Source organism: Massilia cavernae, assembly GCF_003590855.1.
GTDB classification, from domain to species: Bacteria; Pseudomonadota; Gammaproteobacteria; order Burkholderiales; family Burkholderiaceae_D; genus Telluria_A; species Telluria_A cavernae.
The window spans coordinates 37,795-63,732 of the sequence record NZ_QYUP01000121.1; the positions used below are offsets into that span (position 1 = coordinate 37,795).

26 protein-coding genes are annotated in these 25,938 nt (G+C 63.7%); 1 reads left to right on the forward strand and 25 read right to left on the reverse strand.

Features of this window, described 5'->3' with window-relative positions; genetic code table 11:
* Positions 1 to 110: 110 nt before the first annotated feature.
* The 10 genes from D3872_RS15160 to D3872_RS15205 all read right to left on the reverse strand — a co-directional run bounded on the left by D3872_RS15160 (position 111) and on the right by D3872_RS15205 (position 11,638).
* Positions 111 to 1,487 carry an OprD family outer membrane porin gene (locus D3872_RS15160; RefSeq protein WP_119811583.1) on the reverse strand — a complete coding sequence of 459 codons (1,377 nt, stop codon included), beginning with the start codon at positions 1,485 to 1,487 and terminating at the stop codon, positions 111 to 113.
* Positions 1,484 to 3,058, reverse strand: a complete 1,575-nt coding sequence (locus D3872_RS15165) for an SDR family oxidoreductase (RefSeq protein WP_147373894.1) — start codon at positions 3,056 to 3,058, stop codon at positions 1,484 to 1,486. The genes D3872_RS15160 and D3872_RS15165 overlap by 4 nt, the downstream gene beginning before the upstream one ends.
* Positions 3,016 to 4,461, reverse strand: a complete 1,446-nt coding sequence (locus tag D3872_RS15170; RefSeq protein WP_119811585.1) for an amino acid adenylation domain-containing protein — start codon at positions 4,459 to 4,461, stop codon at positions 3,016 to 3,018. The genes D3872_RS15165 and D3872_RS15170 overlap by 43 nt, the downstream gene beginning before the upstream one ends.
* 27 nt (positions 4,462 to 4,488) lie before the next feature.
* Complete coding sequence (locus D3872_RS15175; RefSeq protein ID WP_119811586.1) at positions 4,489 to 5,445, reverse strand: DMT family transporter; 957 nt, start codon at positions 5,443 to 5,445, stop codon at positions 4,489 to 4,491.
* A 14-nt stretch (positions 5,446 to 5,459) separates the two neighbouring features.
* On the reverse strand, positions 5,460 to 6,734 hold the full coding sequence (locus D3872_RS15180) for an ATP-grasp domain-containing protein (protein WP_119811587.1): 1,275 nt from the start codon (positions 6,732 to 6,734) through the stop codon (positions 5,460 to 5,462).
* Positions 6,724 to 8,055: a diaminopimelate decarboxylase gene (gene lysA, locus D3872_RS15185; RefSeq protein WP_119811588.1), complete on the reverse strand. Its 1,332-nt coding sequence runs from the start codon at positions 8,053 to 8,055 to the stop codon at positions 6,724 to 6,726. The genes D3872_RS15180 and lysA overlap by 11 nt, the downstream gene beginning before the upstream one ends.
* Before the next feature lie 9 nt (positions 8,056 to 8,064).
* A complete protein-coding gene (cysC, locus tag D3872_RS15190) occupies positions 8,065 to 8,715 on the reverse strand; it encodes an adenylyl-sulfate kinase (RefSeq protein WP_119811589.1) in 651 nt (216 codons plus the stop codon).
* Entirely contained in the window at positions 8,712 to 9,449 is a 738-nt protein-coding gene (locus tag D3872_RS15195; protein ID WP_147373895.1) for a sulfotransferase-like domain-containing protein, read from the reverse strand. Before D3872_RS15195 ends, cysC begins: the two co-directional genes overlap by 4 nt.
* Before the next feature lie 36 nt (positions 9,450 to 9,485).
* A complete protein-coding gene (locus tag D3872_RS15200; protein WP_182915815.1) occupies positions 9,486 to 10,652 on the reverse strand; it encodes an argininosuccinate synthase domain-containing protein in 1,167 nt (388 codons plus the stop codon).
* 62 nt (positions 10,653 to 10,714) lie between these two features.
* The gene (locus tag D3872_RS15205) at positions 10,715 to 11,638 is read right to left on the reverse strand and encodes an aldo/keto reductase (RefSeq protein ID WP_220476944.1); all 924 of its coding nucleotides are present in this window, start codon (positions 11,636 to 11,638) and stop codon (positions 10,715 to 10,717) included.
* A 195-nt stretch (positions 11,639 to 11,833) separates the two neighbouring features.
* On the opposite strand from D3872_RS15205, the gene D3872_RS15210 reads away from it, so the two are divergent.
* Complete coding sequence (locus tag D3872_RS15210; RefSeq protein WP_182915816.1) at positions 11,834 to 12,751, forward strand: LysR family transcriptional regulator; 918 nt, start codon at positions 11,834 to 11,836, stop codon at positions 12,749 to 12,751.
* A gap of 46 nt (positions 12,752 to 12,797) precedes the next feature.
* On the opposite strand, the gene D3872_RS15215 is transcribed toward D3872_RS15210, so the two are convergent.
* The 15 genes from D3872_RS15215 to flhD all read right to left on the reverse strand — a co-directional run bounded on the left by D3872_RS15215 (position 12,798) and on the right by flhD (position 25,412).
* The gene (locus D3872_RS15215; protein ID WP_119811593.1) at positions 12,798 to 14,006 is read right to left on the reverse strand and encodes an EAL and HDOD domain-containing protein; all 1,209 of its coding nucleotides are present in this window, start codon (positions 14,004 to 14,006) and stop codon (positions 12,798 to 12,800) included.
* Positions 14,007 to 14,063: 57 nt separating this feature from the next.
* Positions 14,064 to 14,729: a protein phosphatase CheZ gene (gene cheZ, locus D3872_RS15220; protein ID WP_119811594.1), complete on the reverse strand. Its 666-nt coding sequence runs from the start codon at positions 14,727 to 14,729 to the stop codon at positions 14,064 to 14,066.
* On the reverse strand, positions 14,730 to 15,128 hold the full coding sequence (gene cheY / locus D3872_RS15225) for a chemotaxis response regulator CheY (protein WP_119811595.1): 399 nt from the start codon (positions 15,126 to 15,128) through the stop codon (positions 14,730 to 14,732).
* Between the two features lie 122 nt (positions 15,129 to 15,250).
* The gene (locus D3872_RS15230) at positions 15,251 to 16,318 is read right to left on the reverse strand and encodes a protein-glutamate methylesterase/protein-glutamine glutaminase (RefSeq protein ID WP_119811596.1); all 1,068 of its coding nucleotides are present in this window, start codon (positions 16,316 to 16,318) and stop codon (positions 15,251 to 15,253) included.
* Between the two features lie 20 nt (positions 16,319 to 16,338).
* Positions 16,339 to 16,941: a chemoreceptor glutamine deamidase CheD gene (gene cheD, locus D3872_RS15235; RefSeq protein ID WP_119811597.1), complete on the reverse strand. Its 603-nt coding sequence runs from the start codon at positions 16,939 to 16,941 to the stop codon at positions 16,339 to 16,341.
* Between the two features lie 23 nt (positions 16,942 to 16,964).
* Positions 16,965 to 17,819 (reverse strand): CheR family methyltransferase, encoded by an 855-nt coding sequence (locus D3872_RS15240; RefSeq protein WP_119811598.1) that lies wholly within the window; start codon positions 17,817 to 17,819, stop codon positions 16,965 to 16,967.
* A gap of 55 nt (positions 17,820 to 17,874) precedes the next feature.
* Positions 17,875 to 18,375 carry a chemotaxis protein CheW gene (locus D3872_RS15245; RefSeq protein ID WP_119811599.1) on the reverse strand — a complete coding sequence of 167 codons (501 nt, stop codon included), beginning with the start codon at positions 18,373 to 18,375 and terminating at the stop codon, positions 17,875 to 17,877.
* Between the two features lie 36 nt (positions 18,376 to 18,411).
* A complete protein-coding gene (gene cheA, locus D3872_RS15250; RefSeq protein WP_119811600.1) occupies positions 18,412 to 20,580 on the reverse strand; it encodes a chemotaxis protein CheA in 2,169 nt (722 codons plus the stop codon).
* 54 nt (positions 20,581 to 20,634) lie between these two features.
* Entirely contained in the window at positions 20,635 to 21,000 is a 366-nt protein-coding gene (locus tag D3872_RS15255) for a response regulator (protein ID WP_119811601.1), read from the reverse strand.
* Positions 21,001 to 21,069: 69 nt separating this feature from the next.
* On the reverse strand, positions 21,070 to 21,618 hold the full coding sequence (locus tag D3872_RS15260) for a chemotaxis protein (RefSeq protein WP_119811602.1): 549 nt from the start codon (positions 21,616 to 21,618) through the stop codon (positions 21,070 to 21,072).
* 25 nt (positions 21,619 to 21,643) lie between these two features.
* Positions 21,644 to 22,630: a flagellar motor protein MotB gene (motB, locus tag D3872_RS15265; RefSeq protein WP_119811603.1), complete on the reverse strand. Its 987-nt coding sequence runs from the start codon at positions 22,628 to 22,630 to the stop codon at positions 21,644 to 21,646.
* Between the two features lie 53 nt (positions 22,631 to 22,683).
* Complete coding sequence (motA, locus tag D3872_RS15270) at positions 22,684 to 23,544, reverse strand: flagellar motor stator protein MotA (protein ID WP_119811604.1); 861 nt, start codon at positions 23,542 to 23,544, stop codon at positions 22,684 to 22,686.
* Positions 23,545 to 23,684: 140 nt separating this feature from the next.
* Positions 23,685 to 24,455 carry a class I SAM-dependent methyltransferase gene (locus tag D3872_RS15275; protein ID WP_119811605.1) on the reverse strand — a complete coding sequence of 257 codons (771 nt, stop codon included), beginning with the start codon at positions 24,453 to 24,455 and terminating at the stop codon, positions 23,685 to 23,687.
* Between the two features lie 37 nt (positions 24,456 to 24,492).
* Positions 24,493 to 25,041, reverse strand: a complete 549-nt coding sequence (gene flhC, locus D3872_RS15280; protein ID WP_119811606.1) for a flagellar transcriptional regulator FlhC — start codon at positions 25,039 to 25,041, stop codon at positions 24,493 to 24,495.
* Positions 25,042 to 25,094: 53 nt separating this feature from the next.
* A complete protein-coding gene (gene flhD / locus D3872_RS15285) occupies positions 25,095 to 25,412 on the reverse strand; it encodes a flagellar transcriptional regulator FlhD (RefSeq protein WP_119811607.1) in 318 nt (105 codons plus the stop codon).
* Between the last annotated feature and the right edge of the window lie 526 nt (positions 25,413 to 25,938).

Consider the following 25,938-nt stretch of genomic DNA (forward strand, 5'->3'; position numbering starts at 1 on the left):
TTCATATCCCGAATCCTGACGAACGCAAGGCATGGAAATCCGTCAACGCTATGTTTGACACGCAACTGCAGACCGGCGCGAACCTGCACGCCTGCACGCTTGTTCGCCTCTCAGAACAACTTGATCGGCACATTCACCGTCAACCGGTACTCACGCTCGCTTGGTTCGACATAGTGAGCCGAGCCACGGTGCACCAGGGCGATGAACGCGATATTGATCCCCCTGACCTCCCCCCAATTGAACGCATAGCTGGTCTTGATCCCCAGCTCGTGATGGGCGCCATGCACCGGCTTGCCGCCCCGCCAGTAGGCATCACGCCAGCTCGCCTCCGGCACGGGTGCAAACAAGGTTGCCGGCGCCTTGCTGCGTCCCGCAATGCCCCAGAACAGCACGTCCATGCCTGGCACGCCGAAGTCGGCGCCGCCGGCCAAGTAGCGCAACTGCACCGACTTTTCGCGCGGGGCATTGTAGTCGGCGACCATGCCGTTGGCAAGGTATAATCCATTGGCCTCCTGGACGTAATCGAGGTACTGGTCGCCCATCACGTGCTGGAACGAGAGCGCCACCTCGGATGCTCCCTGCTGCGCGGCCAGCGCCAGGCTATAGGCCTTGCCGTCAATCGGTCCCTGCAAACTCGCCCCCTGGTCACGCGTGCGGTACATTGTCGCCGTTGCGGTCCATTTGGTCGACTCAACGGTACCCACGCTGTGGCGCGCGGACGCATACAGCTGCTTCCACACGTTGCGCGCCTGCGCCACATACAGCAACACCCGGCTCGACCCCAGTACTGCATTCGTACCCATGTAACTGAGACGTTCGATTGGCGTTCCACCATACGCGGACGACAGCGCTTGCACACCCGTGCGCCCGCGCGCGCTGACCGCGTCGAAGCTGCCCGCCTCGAACGTCATCCCTTCGGCCAGTTCGCTGACGGCGGCAACGCCCCTGAAGGTCGGAGGAAGCGCGCGGTTGTCTTTCGATTCGAGGAAGGGGTTTTCCATCTGCTGCAAGCCGTACTTGACGACCGTCTTGCCAAAGCGCGCCTTGACAGCGTAGCCGCCCAAGTACGCCCAGCCGGTGCGGTTCTCGCCGCCGCCGCTGCGCGACAAGTGGACCATGTCGCCCACGCCCCGGCCGCCATCGAGCTTGATCGCCCCGAACAGCGAGGCATCCACGCCGAGGCCAATCTCACCGCCGCTGAAGCCGGAGATGAAATTCGCCTGCGCGCCCTGCACCCAGCCGTGGAGCGTGCCAACCCCGTTGATACTGAGGAAGTCGGCGTAATTGCGCAACACAAGCTGAAGGCTGCTATCAGCCATCACGCCGGTCGGCGGGGGAACGAGCGGCTCGGCGCTGAGCGTCGCCGGCTGGGCCTGGCGGGCATCGCTCTGAAGCACCCCGTCCGCCTCGTGCGCGGCTACGCCGAACGACATACTGGCCAATGCGGAAGCGAGAGCAAGCGCGCAGTCCGATGGTGTGAAACTCATACGTTCCCGCCGCGCTGCTTCAGGGCGCCCCCATCCAGCTCGCGCCCCAGCGCCCGGATGTACAGATTGAAGTCGTCCGTATTGGCTGCAAGCAGCTGTGCCTGCGGGATGCCCGCATTCACTGGCTGCTCTTCACCGGCAAGGCCAAGCTTGGTGAATGCCACCCGCGCGCCGCCCGCCGGCGGCAAAATGTCGTGCAACAGTGCCGCGCCACTGTGATCGAGCTGTTTGAGGAACGCCAGAAACGCATCGTAGGCAATCGGCACCGCACTGCGTTCAAGCTTTGTGGCCACGCTTCGTACCAGCTGATCGAACGGCACCAGTTGCTGTCCAATCACGTCGAGAACCGGCGGTGCCGCCGCGAAGCGCTCACGTGTGCCGATGAAGCCGCACAGCCATTGCGCAAGCGCGTCTGCCGACAGCAGCCCCAAGTCGCCGCAGCCTTGTGGCGCCAAGCCATGCTGCAGGCAGTGCATCAGCAGAATGTGCGCCAGCGACTGGCTGTTGGCCAGTCCGGTGCCGATCGATGGCAGCACATCGTCGACATGGTAGATCCGGGCTGCCAGTCCCTGCGCCTGCGCGCTCGCCACGAGATGGTCGGACAGGTACTTGGTGTAGCCGTAACCGGTGGCTCCCAGCGCGCTGGCATCGGCAAACGATAGCGCCTTGCCGGTTGTCGGCGCCAATTTCGCCGCCATCGACGAAATGTGATGCAGCTGCTTGACCTTGCCCTCGTCGCAAAAGCGGATTAGCGCCAGCGTGCCGCCGACGTTGACGGCGAACAGCTGCGACGCGTGGAACAGGAAATTGACCTCTGCGCCGCAATGGACAACTTCGTCGATGGCCTGCGTGTGGTAGCGCCAGGCCTGCTCCGACAGTCCCCAGCCTGGCTGGACCAAGTCGCCGAGCAGCACCTCGATCCGTTCATGCGGCAGTGTCTGGCCGGGATGCGCGCGCCGGTAGGCGGCGGCGAGCCGCGCCAGCGCGGCCTCGGCGCTAGCGCCACGCAGCAGGACGGTGATAGCTAGCGTCGTCGTGGCCACCAGGCGCCCCAGCAGGTGAATGCCGATAAAACCGGTCGCGCCGGTCAGCAGCAGCTTGCGGCTGACCGCAGCCGGTGCTCCCCGGTTGCTGAATTCGACTTCGGGCAGCGCGCATTCGTCCCCGCCCACCGTGCCGCAGCCCGACAGAAAGCCGTCCAGTGCGCGCGGCGTCGGGTAGCGATACAGCGCCGTTACCGCTACCGTCCTGTCAATCGTCCGGGCCAACATCAGCGACAGGTTCACGGCCGCGAGCGAATCGCCGCCATGGTCGAAAAAATTCCCGTCCGGGCCGACATCGTTATCAAGCAGCACGCTGCGGTAGCAAGTGACGATCCTGTCGAGCATGCAGGCTTGCGTGCCTGGGGCTTCCGCTTCAGCCGGCGCCCACAGGGCGGACAGTTGCTCAGCGACGCGCTTGCGGTCCACCTTCCCGTTCGGCGAAATCGGCAACGCCGGCAGGCACAGTACCAACTGCGGAATATGCGTCATCGGCAGGTGCCGCGACAAGTCCCGCCGCAACTGGCGCACGTCGATCGCAGCCGGTGCCGCGTAGGCCAGCGCCAGGCTGGCGTCGCCCCCGAATTGGGGACGACCACCGCCATCGCGTCCTGCACCTGCGGGAAACAGGCCTTCATCGCCAGCGAAACTTCCCCCAGTTCGATTCGTACGCCACGCACCTTGACCTGGTCATCGGTCCGGCCGCCGTATTCCAGCATGCCGTCGGCGCGCACGCGCCCGATGTCGCCGGTGCGGTAGACAAGCTCGCCCGGCAGGTCGCGAAACGGGTTCGGGACGAAGGCGCGCGCCGACAGTTCCGGCATGTTCAGGTAGCCCGCGCCGACGCAAATTCCGGCCACCGCCATCTCGCCGAACTCCCCCTCCGGCATCGTCTTCATGTCCGCATCGACGATCCTGACGTAGGTGTTGTCGATCGGACGACCCAGGGGGATGTGCTCGCCGTCCTCGTCGCGCACTTCGTGGAACACCATCCCGATCGATGCCTCGGTGTGGCCGTAGGTGTTGATGATCCGGCAGCGCGGCATCAGGCGCCGGAAGGTGTGCACCGAGGCCGGGTCGATCTCCTCGCCGCCGATCAGCACATTGCGCAGGCTGGCCAGCCTGACGGGGGCGACACTGCCATTCTCCAGTGCGCGTACCAGCAGCTTGAACAGCGTCGGTACGAAATCGGTCATGCTGATACCGTGGCGCGAGATGTCGGCGACGACTGTATCGATATCCCAGTGGTCGCGCCGCTCGGGCAGCACGGAAACACTGCCGCCGGTCAGTGGCCACAACATTTGCCAGATCGACGAATCGAACAGCGGCGCGCTATTCTGGTACACCACGTGCCCCTGCCCGAAGCGGCGCGTCATGTAACTGAAACGGTTGACCAATCCCGCATGATGGTTCAGCGCGCATTTCGGAGTGCCGGTCGAGCCGGAAGTAAAAAAACCGTACAACAGATCGGCGCCTGTTGGCGGCGCAACGCCCGCATCGGCCTGGCCGACAGGCAATTCGACGTCGATCCCGTACAGTTGAAGGCCCGTCGCCGCAAGCGCCGCGTTGTCGGCGCCGTCGCCGATGGCCAGGCGCGCGCCAGTGGCCGCCACCACCGCCTGCAGCCGCATCGCAGGCCAGCGCGCATCAATCGGAACGATGACAGCGCCCGCTATCATGACAGACAGCCAGGCCAGCGGCAGCTCGACGCCAGTGGACAAGGCGCACAACACCATGTCGCGTGGCGCCACGCCGCATGCCGCAAGGCGCACCGCATTGGCGTTGGCCGCCGCCATCATGTCCGCATAGCTGATGCTGCGCGTGCCGCAGGTAACGGCGATGCGGTCGGCGTGCGTGCGGGCAGCAGCGCAGATCATTTCGAGCACACTTTCGGCACCGGACAGGCGTGCGTGGTCAATCCCGTTTACGAGCATGCTGAAACCCTCAAGAGAAAAGCTGGATTAAACGGGGCGCCTGGGCGCCAGGATGATGCGAATGGCGGCGACACTGACGGCAAAGCTCATACCGACGCCGATCACTGAGAACGTCGAAATGGCGAGTCGTCCGTCGAACAGCTGCAGTACGATGCTGGCAAGCGGCGCCGCGGCAATGACAACCATAGTCAGGAACGGGGAACCGAGCGTGATGCCGCGCTGGAGCAAAACCATCGGTATCACCACGCCGACGCTGCACAGCGTGGCGATGATGGCACTGTCGCGCATTGCGGTAGCCAGCAAGGTGCCGTTCCAGAGCGCATACACACCGGTTGCCGCGAGCAGCAGATAGAAACGGTGCGACATGACCTGGTCGGTGCGAAAACCGCGCGCGCTCAGGCGCTTCAGGTACACGGTACTGAGGGTCATGAAGTAGCCACAGCCGACTGAGGCCGCCGCGCCGAGCGCGATCCTGCCCGGATCGAAGCCGCTGACGGCAGACTGTCCCGTCAGGCTGCCATAGAACAGCACCGCGCCGCCAGCCAGGAAACCGCCTGCGAGTGCCCATCGCGGGCCGGCCGGGTGCTCACTCTTCTTCTCGAAAGCGATCGCCACGAAGGGGCCAACTGAACACATCAGCGTGGCGGCGACCGCCGGTTCCATATTGGCGTAAGCAACATACATCAGAATCCAGCTGGCAGCCGTCGAGAGGTTCAGGGCGGCCAGCTCGCGCCAGCCGAGGCTCAGCGCCAGCACATTCGCTGGTCCGCGTCGCTCGCGGTAACGGCGAACGCCATGGAACATCAAGGCCGCGCACAGGAAGCTGAGGAAAGTGAACGCGGCGATATCTATCTGCTGCAGCAGCATGGCAGCGGTCACGCCGTTGGCTGCGGCAAGGATTGCATAGGCCGCAACGAAGCACAGTGCGGCGACCGGACGGTAGTTCGCCGTCGCCGGCAAGATGGCGGTGGTTTCGCGCTTCATGATGGGTTTCCTCGCTATGCGAATTCGGCCTGGCAGACCGAGAACATGCGCTTTGCCCGTTCCAGCGCGCGGATGGTGTCGTAATCGCGCCGCAGCACGTCCTGGTCGGCGTGGCTCAGGTACACCACGCCCGGGATCGAGAACAGATCGGTCGTGCACCTGATTTCATCGCCCGGAATCGGCGTGTGGAAATGGCAGGCATACGAGGCCAGTTTGCGCACCGCCTCGAAACCGGAGACGTCGTCGACGATGCCTGCCTGGTTCGAAATGAGCGCCACGCACATCACGTGCCTTGTGAGTGTGTAGGGTTGAGAGAGGCGGCGCAAGAACGCTTGCGGGTCGCAGCAGCGTTCAACGGCCAGCGTGATCTGGCTCGCGCCAAGCGCGTCGATCACCGGTTGCTCCAGCATGCTTCCCTGCAGGCGCGCGCCGGTTTCGATCAGCACGGGTCCCAATTCGGTCATCATCACTTCGGAATGCGCGGGTCCGTTGCGCAGCTCCAGCGCGTCGAGCACTTTGCGCATGTAGCCGGTCAGGCGATTCTGGACTTCCCCCGTGGCCGCCAGCAGTTCCTCGCAGTCGTAGATGTTCGATGCGCCCGGCATCACCTTGCGGCGGTCGATCCAGATATCGGAAAAATAGTGCTGTCCATCGATCGAAACGCTGTTGACGACATACTGGGTGCCACGCAGAAAGGTCTGCGCCAGCACATGGGTGTTGATCTCGCCCATGCGGTTGCGCTGTCCGAACATGGCGCCAAAGGCGCTGCGCAGCTGGTCCGGGCTATTACAGAAAAAAACGTTGTCGTTGCCAGCGCTGGCAAGCGGTTTGACCACAATCGGCCAGCTGGCGCGCTGCCCGGCCCAGTCGAGCAGAGCCTGCAGGTCATCGGTGCGAAGGCAGGCGGGCGTCGCCAGACCGGCCTTGGCGAGCGCGCGCGCCATGTCGTACTTGTCGCGCCGGCTGCGCGAACTGGCAACGGGATTGCCGGGCAATCCGAATTGCGCCGCCAGCAGGTCGGCCAGTTCCACCGCAGTCTCGGTGCCGGCCATCACCCAGGACGGCTTCGCGCCAGCGAACACAGCCTCGATCCGTGCCAGGCAATCGGGCAGGTCGCGATAGACGATATTGACGGTGAAGTCGTCCGGCCGGAAGCCAGGCAGAAAGTCCGCCGGGATCGTCTGCGTACTCTGGACGTGTATCGACGCGACGCCGCGCGCGCGCAATTTCGGCGCGAGCTCGGCACCGGTTGAATAGGCGTCGACGATCAGTACGAATTTATCCTGCATGGTGAGCTCCGGTCAGACCGCACAACTCGTGCGCCACCAGGTCGGCGTGATTTTCGCGGGTGCGGATCACGCGCGCCTTGCCACCATCGACCATCACTTCCGCCGGACGGCCGCGCGAGTTGTATTGGCTGGCCATGCTCATGCCGTAGGCGCCGCAGGAATAGATCGCCAGCAGGTCGCCACCACCGAGCACCGGCAGTGCATGGCCAAGCGCGAAGTAATCACCTGTTTCGCAGATGGGGCCGACGATGTCGATCGCTTCGAGCCCCGCGTCGGCGAGTGCGTCTTCACGCGGCAGCGCGGTCCAGTGGCCGCCGAATCGGTTGAAGCGGGCCGGCCAGATCACGTGGCTGGCGCCATATAGCGTCGGGCGCAACAGGACGTTCATGCCCGCATCGACGATCGCGATCTTGCGCTCCCATCCCTGCTTGATGTATTCCACCGTGGTCAGCAGGATGCCTGCGTTGGCGCTGATCGAGCGGCCCGGTTCGATGATGAAATGTTTGCCGCGCGCCTTGAGCCCTTGCAGGCGCGTACAGATCGCGTCGCCCATGTCAGTGAGCGAGCAGACCGGCTTGGCTTCGGTCCGGTACTGTGCCGGGAAGCCGCCGCCGACGTTGATGAATTCGATCTGGCGCCCGCCCGCCTCCAGGCGGTCGACCATCTGTTCAACCTTGTCGATCGCCGCCAGATAGGTCTTGGCCGCCGGAATCGGCGAGCCGAGATGGATGTGGATGCCGACCACGTCGACGTTGCTGTAGCGGCCCGCCTCGAACAGCACGTCGGCGCGTTCGATCGGCACGCCGAACTTGGTCTGGCGTCCGCCGGTGGAGGTTTTTTCAGGCGTGTCGGCGTCGGCAACGTCGGGATTTACGCGGATTGCCGCCTTGACCCGCTTGCCTGCGGCGCTGGCCACGGCGTCGATGCGCAGCAGTTCGGCCTCCGACTCGGCGTTGAAGAGGAATACCCCCGCGTCGATCGCCTGGACCAGTTCATCGCGCGACTTGCCGACACCGGCGAACACGATCTTGTCGGCGGGCGCGCCCGCCTTGAGCGCGCGGAACAGCTCACCGCCGCTGACGACGTCGAGCCCGCAGCCCTGGTCAACCAGCAGCTTGAGCACGCTCAGATTGCTGCAGCTCTTGACCGAAAAGCAGATCAGCGGCGCGATGCCGGCGAAGGCGTTCTCGAGCACCGCGAAGTGGTCCCTGAACGTCTGCGCGCTGTACACGTACACAGGACTGCCGTGTTCCTCCGCGATGTGGCGGGCGGCCACGCCCTCGATATGCAGTTCGCCGTCGACGTAATTGAAGTAGTCCATCTGATTTTCCTAAGAGTGTTCATGAGGTCGCGCTACAGCGCCGGACAACAGCCAGCCGCCCTGATGCAGGTAGTCGACGATTTTTTGCGCGCATTCGGCGGCCGGCATCGTGGAGGTGTCGAGCGCGATGTCCGGGAGCTGCGGCGCTTCGTAAGGCGAGTCCACGCCGGTGAAGTGCGGCAGGCTTCCATTCCTGGCCTTGCGGTACAAGCCCTTAGGGTCGCGCGCCTCGCATACGCTGAGTGAAGCGTTGACGAAAATTTCGACGAACTGGTCCTCGCCGATCAATTCGCGCACCAGTGCGCGGTCGCGGGCGAATGGCGAAATGAAGGCCGTCAGCACGATCAGCCCTGCATCAACGAACAGCTTGCTGACCTCGCCGACGCGGCGGATGTTCTCGATCCGCGCCTGGTAGCTGAAATCGAGATCGTTGCACAGGCCGTGGCGCACATTGTCACCATCGAGCACATAGGTCAGGTAGCCGCGCTTGAACAGGCTCGCTTCAACCAGGCCGGACAGCGTGCTCTTGCCTGCGCCGCTCAGACCGGTAAACCAGAGCACGCAGGGCTTCTGGCGCAGACGCTCGGCGCGCATCGAACGCACGACCGGAAAGGCCTGCGGGGTCAAGGCCGGCGCGCCCGCCTTCAGCTGCGCGCTCATGGGTGGCGGCCTTCCGCCTGCTGCTTCAGATATTCATAGAAGGGCAGGTTGGCGCGATAGAAGTCGCGCAGCAGTTCGTGGTTGTCGACCCGCGTCGCGTACCGACGTTCGATCAGGGCGATGCCCGTGCTGTTGGCCGCATCCAGATGCCAGCGCCGGGTGCGCTCCCACACGTCCAGATGGCCGCCCTCCCAGCGCAGCGAGTCAGGCATGTGCGCCAGTCCGGCGCTGGCGCAAAAGCGCGCCATCGTCCCGTCGGGGTCCGCGGCCAGTTGGTCGGCGTCGACGAATAGGGGCGCGTTGTGCGATTCAGCCCGCACCAGCTTGTAGACGCGCGCCAGGTGCTCATAGCCCACTTCGGCGCAACGCAGGTCGGGGTTGATGTGGTAGTGCGAGTTGATGACCTTTTCCGGGTCGCGCAGCATGAACACGTGGGTGGCGTCGCGCAGGTACGCCGTCCCCGCCAGCACGTCGTCGTAGGCATACTCGCAGGTGTCCTTGATGAACACCTGGCCGTCGCGGCGCAGCAGCTCGACGTAGTCGAACAGCGCCTGTGCGCTGTCGACCTGGTGCGCCGGCGCGCCCGCGCGCTTGTCGAGATAGTGGCCGCAGGCGGCCAGATCGCACAAGGGCTCGTGCAGGATCGTGAAGTCCGCGCGCGCGGCGACGATCCGCACGAACGCGGTGGACAGCGATCGCGGCGGCGCCCACATCACGAACAGACGCTTAGGCATATAGATGTTCATCCTTTCATCCTCGGGCGCCGGCGCTTACGCTACCGCTTCGGTAATCCACTTCTGCCCGCCATGGGCGAATCGGAACTGCTGCGCGGTGAAGCGCGACTTGCTGTAGTCGCGCACGCGGTCGACCAGGTAGGTGCCTTTGAAGGCGAGCATCTCGACGACGCCGCTGGCGTTCTCGGTCAGTTCCTCGGCACTGGCCAGGGCGATCTGGGTCGCCGGGTCGTACAGGCGTCCCGCATAGGTCTGGCGCGCGATGAAGGGCGACAGAAAGCGCATCAGCTCCCAGCCGTCCTTGTCAACGGTAGCCTGGAACAGGTGGCGCGCGGCGGTGCCGAGCAGGTCTAGGCCCGGGGACTCGTACAGGCCACGGCCCTTGGTGCCGTTCATCCGGTTTTCCAGCACGTTCTTGAGCACTACGCCGTTGCGCCCGGCGATCTGGTTCGCCATGGCGATGGCCTGGTAGGCACTGACGGCCTGGCCGTTGATCTCGACCGGCAGACCGTTCTTGAAGACGATCGTGCAGCGCTCCGGCTGGTCGGGCGCATCGGCTACCCGCACGCCCATGATCGGCGCGATTGAGTTGGTCGAATTCGACAGCAGCTCGACTTCGCGGCTTTCATGCGACACGCCACCGAGGTTGGCGTCGACCGAATGGTGTGCCTTACTGCGCATCAGCGCCTGGTCGGCGTCGGCCACGAAGTCGCCCATCGCGGCGCGGGTGCGAAAGCGGTCCGATGTCGTCGGGTCTTCCCAAGGCGAGAACGGGATGATTTCCGGCGCAAACATCTTCAGGTAGTAGGTAAAGCGGAATTCGTCATTGCCGCCATGGACCGCGCCGTGCGCCAGCACATTGCACTGCTGCGAACGCAGGGCGGCGACCAGGCCCTTGACTGTGACTGCCCGCGCGATGCCGGTGGTGTTCCAGTAGCCGCCGTCGTACTGGGCCTGGGCCCGCACCGCCTGCAGGAATACCTGGGCGATGTCTTCCTTGAGGTCGATGACCCTGGTGCCTTGCATCAGGTCGATATTATCCGAGCAATAGGCGTGCGCCTCTTCGCCCGGCTGGCCGATGTCGACGATGAATTGCTCGTAGCCGACGCCTTCTTCCTTGAGGCGCTGGGTGATGAACAAGCTGACCAGCCCCCCCGATGCACAGATGCCAATCTTCTTGCCTTGGAGTTCAGCGAATTTCAAGATAATGTCCTTATGGATGCTGCGATGGATGAAAACGGGCGCATAGCCCCCGCTGGAGTTTGCTATTGCGACCACCAGGTCGGCTCGCGGTCCCAGCGGTGCTGGCGCAGTAGCCGGCTCAGGGGCTCGGTTAGCGGCCCGAGCTCTGAGCACGCGAGGTTGGCGTCCACATGGGCGATCGAACGCATGCCGGGAATGACCGTCGAGACGGCGTCGTTGTCCAGGATGAAACGGAGGGCTGTTTGCGCCAGCGGGGCGTCGCCGGGCAAGGCGGCGCGCAGGGCCTCGACGCGGGCGACGGTGGGCACCAGGTTCTCGGGCACGAAGTAGCTGGCCCGCCAGTCGCCCTCGAGCCAAGTCGTGCTGGCGCTCAACGCGCCGGTCAGTGAGCCTTCGTCGAACGGCACTCTGGCGATGACGCCGATGTCGAGTTCGCGGCACAGAGGGAACAGCTGGTCTTCCGGCGCCTGGTCGAAAATGTTGTAGATGACCTGTACCGAATCGATCAGGCCCGTCTTGAGTGTGTCGATCACGTTGAGCGGCTCCCAGCGGTTGACGCTGATGCCGACCGCGCCGATCAGCTTGGTGCGCTTGAGCTCGTCGACCGCGCGCATCCAGGACTGGTCGTTGGCCCAGGCATCTTCCCATACGTGAAACTGCAACAGGTCGAGCGAGTCCGTACCCAGAGCCGCGAGGCTCTTCTCGACGTACTCTGCGATATGGTCGGGCGGAAAAATGGCGTCGAGGCGGTCGCCGCGGCGCGACGGCCATGCGCGGTTCTTGGGCGGCACCTTGGTGGCGACGTAGAGCTTCTTGTGCGGATGGTCGCGCAAGGCGGCGCCGAGCATCTTTTCGCTGTGGCCGCGGCCATAGATCCAGGCCGTGTCAAAGAAGTTGCAGCCGCTCTCGATGGCGTGGTGCAGCGCTTCCATGCCGGTGCGGTCGGAGGCGCCGGTCCAGCCGCCCTCGCCCCAGCGACGCCCCACATCCCGTAACCGACATCGGAAACTTGCCAGTTCATGCGGCCAAAGCGACGGTATTTCATCTTTTCTGCTCTTATCTTGTACTTCGAATAAATACATTATTACCGGAATGGCAGCGTGAAGAAAATATCAATATTTACGCGTACTATTCATTTCTGATATGCTCTTATGCCACTTAATGCAGAATGGATAAACGTGATGGACTTCAGTTTTCGCCATGTCGAGGTGTTCTGGGCGGTAATGACGAGCGGCAGCGCGACCGGCGCCGCGGCCATGCTGCATACGTCCCAGCCCACCATCAGCCGGGAATTGAGCCGGTTCGAAAAGCTGTCGCAACTGACGCTGTTCAAGCGCAGCGGCGGCAAGCTGGTGCCGACCGAACATGGCCTGATGCTGTTCGACGAAGTGCAGCGCAGCTACCTCGGCCTGGAACGGATTGGCAATGCGGCAGAGGCGATCCGTCATTTCCGGCACGGGCAGATCGCGGTCGCGTGCTTGCCCGCGTTTTCCAGCACGCTGCTGCCGCGCGCGAGCCAGCAATTCCGCAGCAAGTTCCCCGGAGTGAGTCTCAACGTCACGCCGCTGGAGACGCCGGCACTGCAGGAATCGCTTACCAGCCAGAGCTACCATCTGGGGCTGACGGAAGATCCGGGCACGCCGCAGGGCACGCGCTTGGAGACTTTGCTGGTGCAAGATGTGGTCTGCGTGCTGCCGGTGGGGCACGCGCTGTGCGAAAAACGCGTACTGACGCCGCAGGATTTTTCCGGCCAGGACTTCATCTACCTCGCGGCCGCCGATCCGTACCGCAAGAAGGTCGACAGCCTGTTTCGCACCACGGGGATAGAACGGCGGATGGTAGTGGAGACACACAGCGCGGCGGCTGTCTGCGCGACCGTCAATCTCGGGGTCGGGGTTGCGATCGTCAACCCGCTGACGGCGCTGGAATATACGGGCCTAGGCTTGCAGATCCGGCGCTTCTCGCACTCGATTCCGTATTCGGTGAACATGGTCACCCCGCTGTTCCGGCCGGAATCACCCGGCATGGCGCGGTTCGTCGACGCGCTGCGCGAGAGCTGCCGCCAAATCAGCGAGGAACTACACGCGGTGATGGATTAAACCAGACCTGACCCCGGTGTTTTCGTCAGCCGGACAGCGCCACCACTCAGGCCGTGACGTTTTGCGCCCAGGCCAGCGCCTGCAAGTGCATCCTGTTCACATCCTCCGGGCTGATGTCCAGCGACGACGCCAGCGACGCCACCAGGTTCGAATTCAGCTCGCATGCCTCGGCCAGCGCCAGGTAAGGCCCGTAGGAGCCGCCACGCGTCAGCAGCGCGCGCACCACTTCGTCCGGTAGCGGAATGGTGTCGAGCACTTCCTTCATCGGCAGGCCCAGCAGGCGGTCAAGCAACGAGAACATGCCGCACACGAACAGGTTTTCGCCCTCCCCGCGCGGCATGAACTTTTGTCCCAGCAGCTCGGCCAGGCGGCCGCGGATGACAGCGGTTTCCATCAGCACCGGCGAGTAGCCGCTGGAGCTCGCGGTGGCCAGCAGCAGGGTCAGCCAGCGGTACAGCGGCGCATAGCCGAGCATCGTGATGGCCTGGCGCAGCGACTGGATCTCGCGGCCGGAACCGAAGCCGGCGGTGTTAATGAAGCGCAGCAGCTTGTACGACAATGCCGGGTCGCGCTTGAGTACGCCTTCGATCCTGGGAATGTCTTCGTTGTTCTGCACCATCGTCATCAGCTGCAGGATGATGGTCTGGGCCGGGTTCATGCCCTTGACAGGGTTGCCCGGGCGCGGGGTCAGGTGCAGCTTGCCGACGAAGGCGTCGAGGCCGAGCGCGGCGCAGGCGTCGAAATCGGCCCAGGTGGTCACCGGGCGGCCCACCATGCGCACCGATGCCTGCTTCAGCGCGGCGTAGGTGCGCGCCTGCGCGGCCACGTCGGCGCCGGAGAAGCGCACTTCGACGTAGGAAGCGCTGCGGCCGATATGCTTGCCCAGCTGGGTGACGTCGCCTTCGCGCACCGAGATGCCGACGCCGCCCGCGCGCAGGCCCTGTACCGCGGCCAGCGTGTCCGGGTCGGACAGGTCGCCCGCCCTCAGCGTCAGCACCGTGCGTTCCGGCGGCATGTCATGCAGCGCGTCGGTCGACAGCATGGCCGGCACGGCGTCGAGGAACAGCACCTTGTCGCGCAGCAGCCAGCCGCGCTCTTCGTCATTGACATTCTCGGCCACGAAGCCGACCAGGGCTTCCATGTCGGCGTCGGTGGCAAGCTGTCCCGCATGCTGCTGCCACGACAATTCATAGCCAATCACGCGCTGCTTCGGATCGAGCAGCGGTTCGCGAACGATAAAGTTTGTTTGATGCATGGTTTGCTTTGCCAGTGATGCTAGGGGTCGGCCGGCGGACTCGCGTCCGACGCTCGCTTAGAAGCCCAGGCTGTCCAGCAGGTCGTCGACCTGGCCCTGGTTCGAGACCACGTCCTGGCCGGTCGGGTTGATCTGCGGACCGTTGATCAGGCCGTTGTCGAGCTCGCGCTTGACTTCGGCAGGCGCGAAATCGACCAGCAGCTGCACCAGCTGCTGTTCCAGGCCCTGGGCGATCGTGGTCACGCGCGTGATCACCTGCCCGGTCAGGTCCTGGAAGTCCTGCGCCATCATGATGTCCATCAGGTGGCCCTTGGTGGCGCCTGCCGCCAGCTTCGACTGTTCCAGCTGGGCGATGGTCTGGCTGGCCAGCGCGCGCCATTGTGCGTCGCCGCCGGGGCCGTCCAGCAGTGCCTGCCACGACGACGCCAGTCCCGCCGCGCCGGACGTGATCGTGTCCTGCAGCGGGCTGGCCGCGTCGGTGGCGTTGAGGACTTTTTGCGCGGCCTGTTCGGACAGGCGCGCCACGTAGTCGAGGCGGTCGCGCGCGTCCGGGATGTCGGACGCGGCTTTCTCGATCAGCTTGTCGAGGCCCAGTCCGCGCAGGCTCTCGTGCAGCGCGCGCGTCATGTGGCCGATCCGGCTCATGAACTCGTCGTGCACACCGGCGTCGCTTTCCGCGGCGCCACTCCCGAGGATAGCGCCCACGGCGTTGTGCTCAGCCATTTAAGCTCCGACTTTTTCGAGTTTCTCGAAAATCTTGTTCAGCTTCTCGTCCAGCGTAGCGGCCGTGAATGGCTTGACCACATAACCATTGGCGCCGGCCTGGGCCGCGGCAATGATGTTTTCCTTCTTGGCTTCCGCGGTCACCATCAGTACCGGCAGCTTGGCCAGTGCCGGATCGGAACGGATGTTCTGCAGCATGGTCAGGCCATCCATGTTCGGCATGTTCCAGTCCGACACCACGAAGTCGAACTGCTCGCTGCGCAGCTTGGCCAGGGCCATCACGCCGTCTTCAGCCTCGTCGACGTTGGAGTAACCCAGTTCCTTCAACAGATTACGGACAATGCGGCGCATCGTCGAGAAATCGTCCACTACTAAAAACTTCATCTTTGGATCAGCCATAATTACTCCGTTGATTCTCTTACTCTGTTGTTGATGGGCGCTGCCACGACATTGCAGGCCTAAAGCATAGCATTTTTGTTGCTCTGAGCGAACAAAGTGACCGCAAAAAAACACCGTCGCACTTAAACGCGCAACGCCCTGCTGCCCTGCGTTGCAAGATAATTAAGGACCATGCCGGGCAATGCTGTCAAAGCGCCAACTTCATGGGCGGCGCCCAGCGCGATCGCCTCGCGCGGCATGCCGAACACGACGCAGGACGCCTCGTCCTGGGCAAAGTTGTACGCGCCAGCAGCCTTCATTTCCAGCATGCCGGCGGCGCCGTCCTTGCCCATCCCGGTCAATATCACGCCTACCGCGTTTTTACCGGCGGACAGCGCAGCGGACCGGAACAGCACGTCGACCGACGGCCGGTGCCGGTTGACCGGATCGGTCTGCTCGACACGGGTCACGTAGTTGGCGCCCGAGCGGGCCAGCAGCAGGTGCGAGTGGCCCGGCGCGATGTAGGCGTGGCCGGGCAGGATGCGCTCGGCGCCGGCCGCTTCGCGCACGCTGATCTTGCACAGCGAATCGAGCCTGCGCGCGAACGAGGAAGTGAAGCCTTCCGGCATGTGCTGGGCGATCAGGATGCCCGGGCAGTCGGACGGCATCTGCATCAGGAATTCGCGGATCGCCTCGGTGCCGCCGGTCGACGCCCCGATGATGATCAGCTTTTCCGACGAGGTCAAAGGATTGCGCAGCGCCGGCAAGGCGCCGCCCGGCGCCGCGCCGCTGGCGACGGTGCGCGCGCGGATGCGCGCCTTGGCCGCCGCGCGGATCTTGTCGGCGATGAGGTCGGTGTATTCGCGCATGCCGCTCTGGATCGAGATCTTTGGTTTGGTGACGAAGTCGACCGCACCCAGTTCCAGCGCGCGCATCGTGATTTCCGAGCCGCGTTCGGTCAGCGACGATACCATCACCACCGGCATCGGGCGCAGCCGCATCAGCTTTTCGAGGAAGTCGAGGCCGTCCATCTTGGGCATCTCGACGTCCAGCGTCAGCACGTCCGGGTTGGTCTGCTTGATCAGCTCGCGCGCGACGATCGGGTCGGGCGCGACGCCCACCACTTCCATGTCGGGCTGGCTGCCGATGATCTCCTTCATGACGCTGCGGATCAACGCGGAGTCGTCCACGATCAGTACCTTGGTCTTCATATGGCTGGCTTTCAGTATGATTAGAACAGGTCGATTTCGCCGCCCACCGGCTGGACCTTGAGCCTGCTGGCGTAATCGAGTTCACGCCGCGCCAGCGTGTCGTTATGGGTCTGCATCAGCTTCTTGACCATCACCTTGCCGGTGCGCGGGAAGAAGTACACCTTGCGCGGATAGATGTCGTTCAGGTCCTCGGCCAGCACGCGGATGCCCTCGGTCTTCAGGAAGTTCATCACGAAGGCCGAGTTGCGCTCGCCCACGTTGATCGCGGTAAAGCCGCGCAGCACAGCGCCGCCGCCGAATACCTTGGCTTCCAGGTTCTCGCGCCGCGCGCCTGCCTTGAGCAGGTCGTTGATCAGCACTTCCATCGCGAAGCTGCCATAGCGCATCGATGCCGACACCGGGCTGTGCGGGTCGCCGCCGCCGTCGGGCAGCATGAAGTGGTTCATGCCGCCCAGGCCGGTGGCGCGGTCGCGGATGCAGGCCGACACGCACGAACCGAGCACCGTCACGATCAGCATGTCGCGGCTGGTGTAGTAGTACTCGCCCGGCAGGATCTTGGCGGCGTCGCAGTCAAACGTCCTGTCGTAATAGACGTTCGTGGCGAATTGTTCTTTCGAGTTCATGGGTCAATCTCATTTCGCTGCGACTATCGGGAAGCGGCACGGGCGTCGAGCTCGTAAACCGTTTTGCCACGCAATTTCAAGGATTCCGATACGTACAGGAAATTCTCCGAATGGCCGGCGAACAGCAGCGCGTCCGGCTTCATCAGGGGTACAAAGCGCGCCAGGATCTTGCGCTGGGTCGCCTTGTCAAAATAGATCATCACGTTGCGGCAGAAGATCACGTCGAACTGGCCGTTCAGGGGCCAGCCGTCGGCCAGCAGGTTCAGCTGACTGAACGTCACCAGCTGGCGCAGTTCGGGACGCACCCGCGCCATGCCTTCGTGCGCCCCCTTCCCCTTCAGGAAAAAGCGGCGCAGGCGCTCGGGTTCGAGCTTGCCGATGCGCTCCATCGGGTACACGCCGTTGGCGCCCACCTGCAGCACGTTGGTGTCGATGTCGGTGGCGATGATCTGCACCGGCGGCGCGAGCGTGTTGAAGGCTTCGCACACCGTCATCGCGATCGAATACGGCTCTTCGCCGGTCGAACTGGCCGAGCACCAGATCGTGATCGGCGCGCCGCGCGCCTTTTTCTTCACGTGCTCGGCGAGCAGCGGGAAGTGGTGGGCTTCGCGGAAGAACGAGGTCAGGTTGGTGGTCAGGGCGTTGGTGAACGATTCCCACTCCTCGCCCAGGCGGCCGCTTTCCAAATCGTCCAGGTAGCGCTGGAACGAGGCGATGCCGGTCGCACGCAGGCGCCGCGCCAGGCGGCTGTATACCATCTCCTGCTTGCTGTCGGCCAGCGAGATGCCGGCGCGCTGGTAGATCAGCGCCCGCACCCGTTCGAAGTCGCTCCGCGTGAACGAGAATTCCTTGACCGTTTCCTGCTTTGATGGCCCCACGTCATTTCACCTGTGTTCAATTGCCCGGCCGCCGAATCGCGGCCGGTGCCGGCATTTAAGCGGCCATCTTGTCGATCAGGCCCATTTCGCCCGAGGACATCAGCTTGTCGATGTCGACCAGGATCAGCATGCGCTCGTCGATCGTGCCCAGGCCGATCATGTAGTCCGAGTTGAACGCGCTGCCCATTTCCGGAGCCGGCTTGATCTGGTCCGGGCTCAGCGTGGTCACGTCGGAGACGCTGTCGACCACCATGCCCATAATGCGGCCGCCGATATTGAGGATGATCACGACCGTGAACTGGTCGTAGGTCGGGGTGCCCAGGTTGAACTTGATGCGCATGTCGACCACCGGGATGATGATGCCGCGCAGGTTGATCACGCCCTTGATGAATTCAGGCGCGTTGGCGATGCGGGTCACCGCTTCGTAGCCGCGGATTTCCTGCACTTTCAGGATGTCGATGCCGTATTCTTCCGAGCCGAGGGTGAAGGCCAGGAACTCGCTGCCTGCGCCATCCTTGGCGTCGCCGGTCTTCATGAGGTTTGCGGTGAGGGACATGGTGTACTCCTATCTGCGTGTTGGATAAAGGTAGATTTACGAAAAAATGGTGTCGCCGGCCAGCTGGCGCGACGAACGGATCAGGGCCGAAACGTCCAGGATCAGCGATACGCCGCCGTCGCCCAGGATGGTGGCGCCGGAAATGCCGGTGACCTTGCGGTAGTTCGATTCGAGGTTCTTGACCACCACCTGCTGCTGGCCGACCAGCTCGTCGACGAACAGCGCCGACTTGCGCCCGTCCGATTCGAGGATCACGACGATCCCCTCGCACGGGTCGGTGAAGCGCGGCGCGATGTCGAACATCTGGTACAAGGGCACCAGCGGCAGGTATTCGCCGCGCACCTTGAGCACGCGGCCGCGGCCGGCGATGTCGCGAATATCCTCGGCGGACGGCTGCAGCGACTCGACCACGAAGCCGAGCGGCAGGATGTAGATCTCTTCGCCGCAGCGGATCGACATGCCGTCGAGGATCGCCAGGGTCAGCGGCAGCGAGATCGACATGGTGGTGCCGAAGCCCTTGGCCGAACGGATCTCGACGCTGCCGCCCATCGCGGCGATGTTGCGCTTGACGACATCCATGCCGACCCCGCGGCCCGACACGTCGGTCACGGTTTCGGCGGTCGAGAAGCCGGGCGCGAAGATCAGCTGCCAGACCTCGGCGTCGCTCATCGCGTCCGACACCGCCAGCCCGTTCTGGGCAGCCTTGGCCAGGATGCGCTCGCGGTTCAGGCCGGCGCCGTCGTCGGCCACTTCGATGACGATGTTGCCGCCCTGGTGCGAGGCCGACAGGAACAGGCGGCCGGCGTCGGTCTTGCCGGCCGCGCGCCGCACTTCCGGCATCTCGATGCCGTGGTCGATGCTGTTGCGGACCAGGTGGGTCAGCGGGTCGACGATGCGCTCGATCAGGCCCTTGTCCAGTTCCGTGGCGGCGCCGTTGGTGATGAAGTCGACCTTCTTGCCAAGCTTGCCGGCCAAGTCGCGCACCATGCGCGGGAAGCGCGAGAACACGAAGTCCATCGGCATCATCCGGATCGACATCACCGCTTCCTGCAGGTCGCGGGTGTTGCGGGTCAGCTGGCTGACCGAGGACAGCAGGCGCTCGTGCACCATCGGGTCGAGCGCGTCGCTGCGCTGCTCGATCATGGCCTGGGTGATCACCAGTTCGCCGATCAGGTTGATCAGCTGGTCGACCTTCTCGATCGACACGCGGATCGACGACGACTCGGCGCCCTGCGGCGGCGCGGGGTCCTTCTTGCCGGCTGCCTTCTTCTCGGCCGCCTCGATATCCTGGCTCGCAACCGGCGCGGCCTTCTCGGCCGGGCGTGCCGCTGCGGCGGCGGCGCGGATCTGCTCGATCGGCTGGAAGAAGCCGTAACCACGCTCGTCGTCGGACATGCCGTCGTCGGCGGCGGCGGGCTCGTCGTCGTCGTCGAAGAAGCCGTAGCCCTGGTCGCTCTCGACCTTGGCGCGAGCGGCGTCCTCGATCGCACGCTGTTCGGGCGTGAGCGCCGGCGCTTCGAAGATCTTCAGGTCGTCCGGGTCCAGCACGAACGAGCAGATCGCGATGATGTCTTCCAGGCTTTCATGGGTGGTGACGATGATGGCCGAGCGCCCGCCTTCGATCGGCGCGACCTTCACGCGGCCCATCAGGCCGACTTCGTCGGCCAGCGCGTTGACGTCGCGCTGCTCGACCTTGGGCAGTTCGATGCGGAAGCGGCGCGCGCCTTCGCCCACGGCGGCCTTGCCGGCGCCCTGCTTCGCGAACGAAGCCACTACAGCATGCGGGGCGGCGGCAGGCAGCGCGGCGCCGCCGTCGGCGGCCTGCGACAGTTCCTGCAGCATCATGCGCACGTCGGCCACCGCGTCCTGGTCGACGTGGGCGCCGTTGCGGTGTCCGTCGAGCTGCATCTTGAGGATGTCCTTGGCCGCCAAAAAGGCGTCGACATGCTCCGCGGTCAGGGCCATTTCGCCCTTGCGGATTCGGTCCAGGAGCGATTCGAGGATGTGCGTTACGTCCGTCATGTCGGCCAGGCCGAAGGTCGACGCACCGCCCTTGATCGAGTGCGCGCTGCGGAATATGGCGTTCAGGTCCTCGGCGTCAGGCGCGTCGATGTCGACCGCCAGCAGCAGCCTCTCCATTTCAGCCAGCAGTTCCTCGGCTTCATCGAAGAAGACCTGGAAAAACTGGCTTATGTCGATCGTCATGATGAGACTCCATGCATTTCGCGATGCTTCATTGCTCGTGCTCCCGGCCGTCGATCAGCTGATTACTTTTTTCACTACTTCGATCAGGCGCTGCGGGTCGAACGGCTTGACCAGCCAGCCGTTGGCGCCGGCCGCGCGGCCTTGCGACTTCATGTCGTCGGACGATTCGGTGGTCAGCATCAGGATCGGCACCTTCTGGTATTCCGGCAGGCCGCGCAGCAGCTTGATCAGCGACAGGCCGTCCATGCGCGGCATGTTCTGGTCGGTCAGCACCAAGTCGACCACCTGCTGCTTTGCCTTTTCAAGGCCGTCCTGGCCGTCGACCGCTTCCACCACCTGGTAACCGGCCGCCTTCAGGCTGAAAGCGACCATCTGGCGCAGGGAACTGGAATCGTCGACTGCGAGAATTGTCTTTGCCATATATATGTGCTCCTGTTTTTGTTCGAATCGGGATACTGTCCCGTGGTCGTTAAACGTAAGACTGCGCCATCAAAACAGCTCGATGTCGCCACTTTCCAGATGATGCTGATTGACGGATTTGCGCAAGGCGGTGCGCAGTTCGAGCGACTGGATCGCCAGCGCCATGCCCACCTTCCCCAGCAGGTCGGCGATCTCTTCGCTGCCGCTGTCGGGCAGCAAATTCTCGCCGTGCGTGCCGACCGTGTCGAGGAATTCGCGCAGCCCGGTCACGCGCTTGAGCGTGCGGTCGAGCAGCTGGCTGGTCATGTCCTGGAACTGCATGCTGGTGATCGCGGTGTTCACGTGCACGCCGATCTCGCCCGTCATCGCGCCAAGGCGCGCGCTGTCTTCGGCGCTCGGGGTACCGCCGGCCAGCAGCAGGTTGATCGTGCCCTGGCGGTCGTCCACCGCGCTGTGGATCGCCATGAAGCTGGTGGTCAGCTTGCCGATCGCCTCCTCCAGCAGCAGCTCGGTCTGGCGCAGGTCGGTCTCGACCTCGGTCAGGTGGCGGCGGCCGTGGTCGGACACGCCCGACAGCAGGCGCTTCACGTGCGAACCCAGAATTTTTTTTCTTGTCATCGGCATCTCCTTCCGTCCCCTTTCTCTACTGCGCCCGGGCCGCGGCCGCCGGCGCAGGCGCCGCTGCCGCCGATGGCGCCAACGCCGTTCCTGCTGCCGCCTGGGCCACCTGGGCTGCCGCCACGGGCTCGGCGTCGACCTCGATCGCGGCGCTGTCGCGCATGACCGCTTCTTCGGTTTTCTTGTTCATCACGATGATGCTGATGCGGCGGTTGATCGGGTTGAACGGGTCGGCCTTGTCCAGGTGGGCGGCGGAGGCCAGTCCCACCACGCGCATGATCTTGGCGTCCGACAGGCCGCCCATGATCAGCTCGCGGCGCGAGGCGTTGGCGCGGTCGGCCGACAGTTCCCAGTTGCTGTAGCCGGCGTCGCTCATGTACGGGGTCGAATCGGTATGGCCGGACAGGCCGATCCTGTTCGGCACATCGTTCAGCACGATCGCGATCACGTGCAGGATCTCGCGCGTGTAGGGCTGCAGCTCGGCGCGCGCCAGCTCGAACATCGGGCGGTTCTTCTCGTCGACGATCTGGATGCGCAGGCCTTCGCTGGTGAAGTCCAGCAGCAGCTGGTTCTTGTACTTCTTCAGCAGCGGGTTGGCCTCGATGGTCGCTTCCATCTTCGCCTTCAGGGCTTTCAGGCGCTCGCCCTCGGCCTTCTCGACCATCGCCTTGGCGGCGCGCAGGTCGTAGGTCTTGTTCTCCGGGGTCATCTCGCCGCGCTTGACCTGGCCGGTGCGGCGCGACAGGTCGGTGCCGCCGCCCTGGATCACCGACGAGCTGTCGCCGCTGCCCGAGCCGCCCGACATCGCCACCTTCAGCGGGGTCTGGAAGAATTGCGAGATGCCGTTCAGGTCGCCCTTGGTGGTCGAGCCGAGCAGCCACATCAGCAGGAAGAAGGCCATCATCGCCGTCACGAAGTCGGCATAGGCGATCTTCCAGGCGCCACCGTGGTGGCCGCCTGCCGTCTTCTTGATGCGCTTGACGACGATGGGGCGCAGGCCTTCATCCGCCATAGTGGCTCCGGGTAGTCATGTGGGTTGTATCGGCAAGGACTGGAATGCAGCCCTTACTTCGCCTTCGATTTCTTGATGTGCTCTTCCAGTTCGGCGAACGAAGGGCGCTCGGTCGAGTACAGCACCTTGCGGCCGAATTCCACCGCCAGCGCCGGCGCGTAGCCGTTCAGGCTGGCAAGCAGGGTGATCTTCACGCACTGGAACATCTTGGCGTCTTCTTCCAGCTTCTGCTCCAGCAGGCTGGCCAGCGGGCCGACGAAGCCGTAGGCCAGCAAGATACCGAGGAAGGTGCCGACCAGCGCCTTGGCGATCAGGATGCCCAGTTCGGCCGGCGGGATGCCCACCGATTCCATCGTGTGCACCACGCCCATCACCGCCGCCACGATACCGAAGGCCGGCAGGCCGTCGCCCAGCTTGGCGATCACGTGGGCCGGCACCGCGCCCTCGTGGTGATGGGTCTCGATCTCGTTGTCCATCAGGTTTTCGATCTGGAAGGCGTCCATGTTCCCCGACACCATCAGGCGCAGGTAGTCGGTCATGAATTCGACGATATGGTGGTCGGCCAGCACGCCAGGGTATTTGGAAAACAGCGGGCTCTCGGCCGGAGTCTCGATGTCGCCTTCGATCGACATCAGGCCTTCCTTGCGAACCTTGGACAGCACGTCGAACAGCAGCGACATCAGTTCCATGTACAGGTCCTTGGTGTGGCGCGAACCCTTGAGCACGGTCGGCAGCGCCTTCATGGTGGCCTTGATCGCCTTGCCGTTGTTACCAACAAAAAAGGCGCCGAGCGCGGCGCCGCCGATCATGACCAGCTCCAGCGGCTGGAACAGCGAGGCCAGGTGACCTCCACTGGCCGCAAAGCCGCCAAACACAGAAGCGCAGACGATGACGTATCCGATGATTACTAACAACAGGAACTCCCAAGGATTTTTTGTTCTGGAGGATGCGATGCGCGGGGTGCGGCAGACAGCATTCGACTCAATTATTTACGTACGGAACCACAATAACTTGAGAATGGACACCGGGCAAGTAAAAAGCCCCCTATTGTCGTCTAAAAGTGCCATGCGTAAATATTTGAACGACAGCCTTTTGGCTGGATGCTAATATCCGGCGCTTTTTCCGTTATCAGGAATTCATAACTGACCAGCATCGACCCGGGTTGCATCTCCCTGCTGCATTTGCGCCAGAGCGCCCCCATCGCGGCCGGCGACAGGTAGGCGAACACCACGTCGAAGCCGGCGAAGTCGAGGTGCTCGTAGTCGCCGCGGACGAAGCGCGCGCGGCTGCCCGACAGCCAGGCGCGCAGGCGGCTGGCCAGCCACGGCAGCGGCGCCAGCTCGATGCCGGTGAAGGCCGAATCGGGCCGGCGCCTGGCCAGCTCCAGCACCAGCCCGCCCAGCCCGCTGCCGATGTCGATCATCGCCACCGGCCGGCCTTGCGGCAGCAGCCGGGCCACCTCCTCCCACACCGGCTTGCCGGACGGGTAGTAAGGCACCTGGGTGCGGAAGGTCGACCAGTACAGGGCCAGCAGGAACAGGAAGGCGGCCGCGAACAGCCAGCTCGGCAGCGCTGCTTGAAGTGCGCCGTACAGCGCCAGCGGGAACAGGAACTGGATCGCGCGCCACCATGGCGCGAGGCCGCGCCACCACGTGAGGGCGGCGGCGGCCAGGCCGTGGATGGCGGCGACGCCCAGATAGGAGACGGAAACGCCGGCGCGCGCCAGCAGGAACACCGCCGCCAGCATTGGTGCCGCGGCGCCGGCCTGGATCAGCAGCGCCTGCAGCGCGGGGGTACGCCAGATACGCAAAAGGGCAAGGCTCATGCCCTGCCCTTTACGGGAAGACGGGGATTGCGGCGCATCAGGCGGCCAGCAACGCCTCGGCATCTTTCGACTTCTTGGTCTTGCCGGCACGCGAAGGCATGTGGCACAGGCCGCACAGGTAGCCCTGGTTCAGGTCGAGGCAGTTGACCACGAACTTGCCCGAGCACTTGTCGCAAGGGGCGACGGCCAGCATCTTGCTTTGGAAGAAACGCACCAGGGTCCAGGCCCGGGTCAGCGACAGCACCGGCTCTTCGCCCGGCGCAGGCGGCATTTGTTCGAGGTAGAGCTTGTAAGCCTTCATCACCGCGTGGATGCCGGTGGCGCCGGCGTAGTCGACCAGGAACTTGTGGATGTTGACGAACAGCGAGGAATGGATGTTCGGCTGCCAGGTCAGGAACCAGTCGGCCGAGAACGGCAGCATCCCTTTTGGCGGCGACATGCCCTTCAGTTCCTTGTACAGCTTGAGCAGGCGTTCGCGCGACAGCGAGACTTCGGTTTCGAGCAGCTGGAGGCGGGCGCCAAGCTGGATCAGTTCGATGGCGAGCTGGATTTCCTGGGCTTCCGACACGACGCTTTTCTTGGTCATTTTGCTACTCTCCGACTTTGAACTTGTTAATGCTGCTACAACGACTGCAAGAATCAGGCGATTTCTTCGACCGGCTGGCCGGCCATCAGGATCGCGGCGTGCGACTGGGCCAGGGAACGGTCTTTGTTGTAGTTGGTCAGCATCGACAGGATGGCGCTGTCGTCGAAGCGGAAGCGGGCCAGCATCATGTTGCCGCCGGCGAGCTTCAGGATCTGGGCATTGCTCATGCCTTCGATGAGGTCGGCGATTTCAGCGGAAATGCCGAGGCGGAAGATTGCCGTGACCTTGTCGGCCCGAATCATCTGCTGCGCAAGCATCAGGTAGCTCAGGTTTGCATCACGAATTTCCGCCATCATGTCATTCGCCGTCATTTCCATCTCCTCGATCCGTTTAAGCTGGCTCTTTGTTTGTGTTGCCAGTGAGATATATTCTGGACTCAGGGCAACAAATCGAGAATAGGCGGGGATCTGTATTTTGGACAGGAGAATGACGAGGCCGACCCGTAGGAGTTCGTCTGACAGAACCCTTCGAATCTTGGTGACTCCCCTATGAAAAGGGGCTTGGCAAGTTGTATATGACAGTACAAAAAGCTGCCGGCCTGCGGCGCGGACTTTTTGTCGTCTTGCACCGTTTACGTCAAGGCTTCGTGGAACTTTAGGCTTAACTTGAAGAAATTTTTAAAAATCTCAACAAGCATCCAAAGCGCCTCGTCTGACTCTTTAACGGCTTGATGTTCCAGAACTTTAGGGGTTTACACGAAATTTTTTGAATTTCTTTCAAAAAGTTACGAATTACCCCGCGCCTGACACGGGTAACGGCCCGGCTCCGGGAAACTTTGGGGTTGGTCGCAAGAAAATTTGAACGTTTTTGCAGGCGGCCTGGATGAGAGGCGAATTC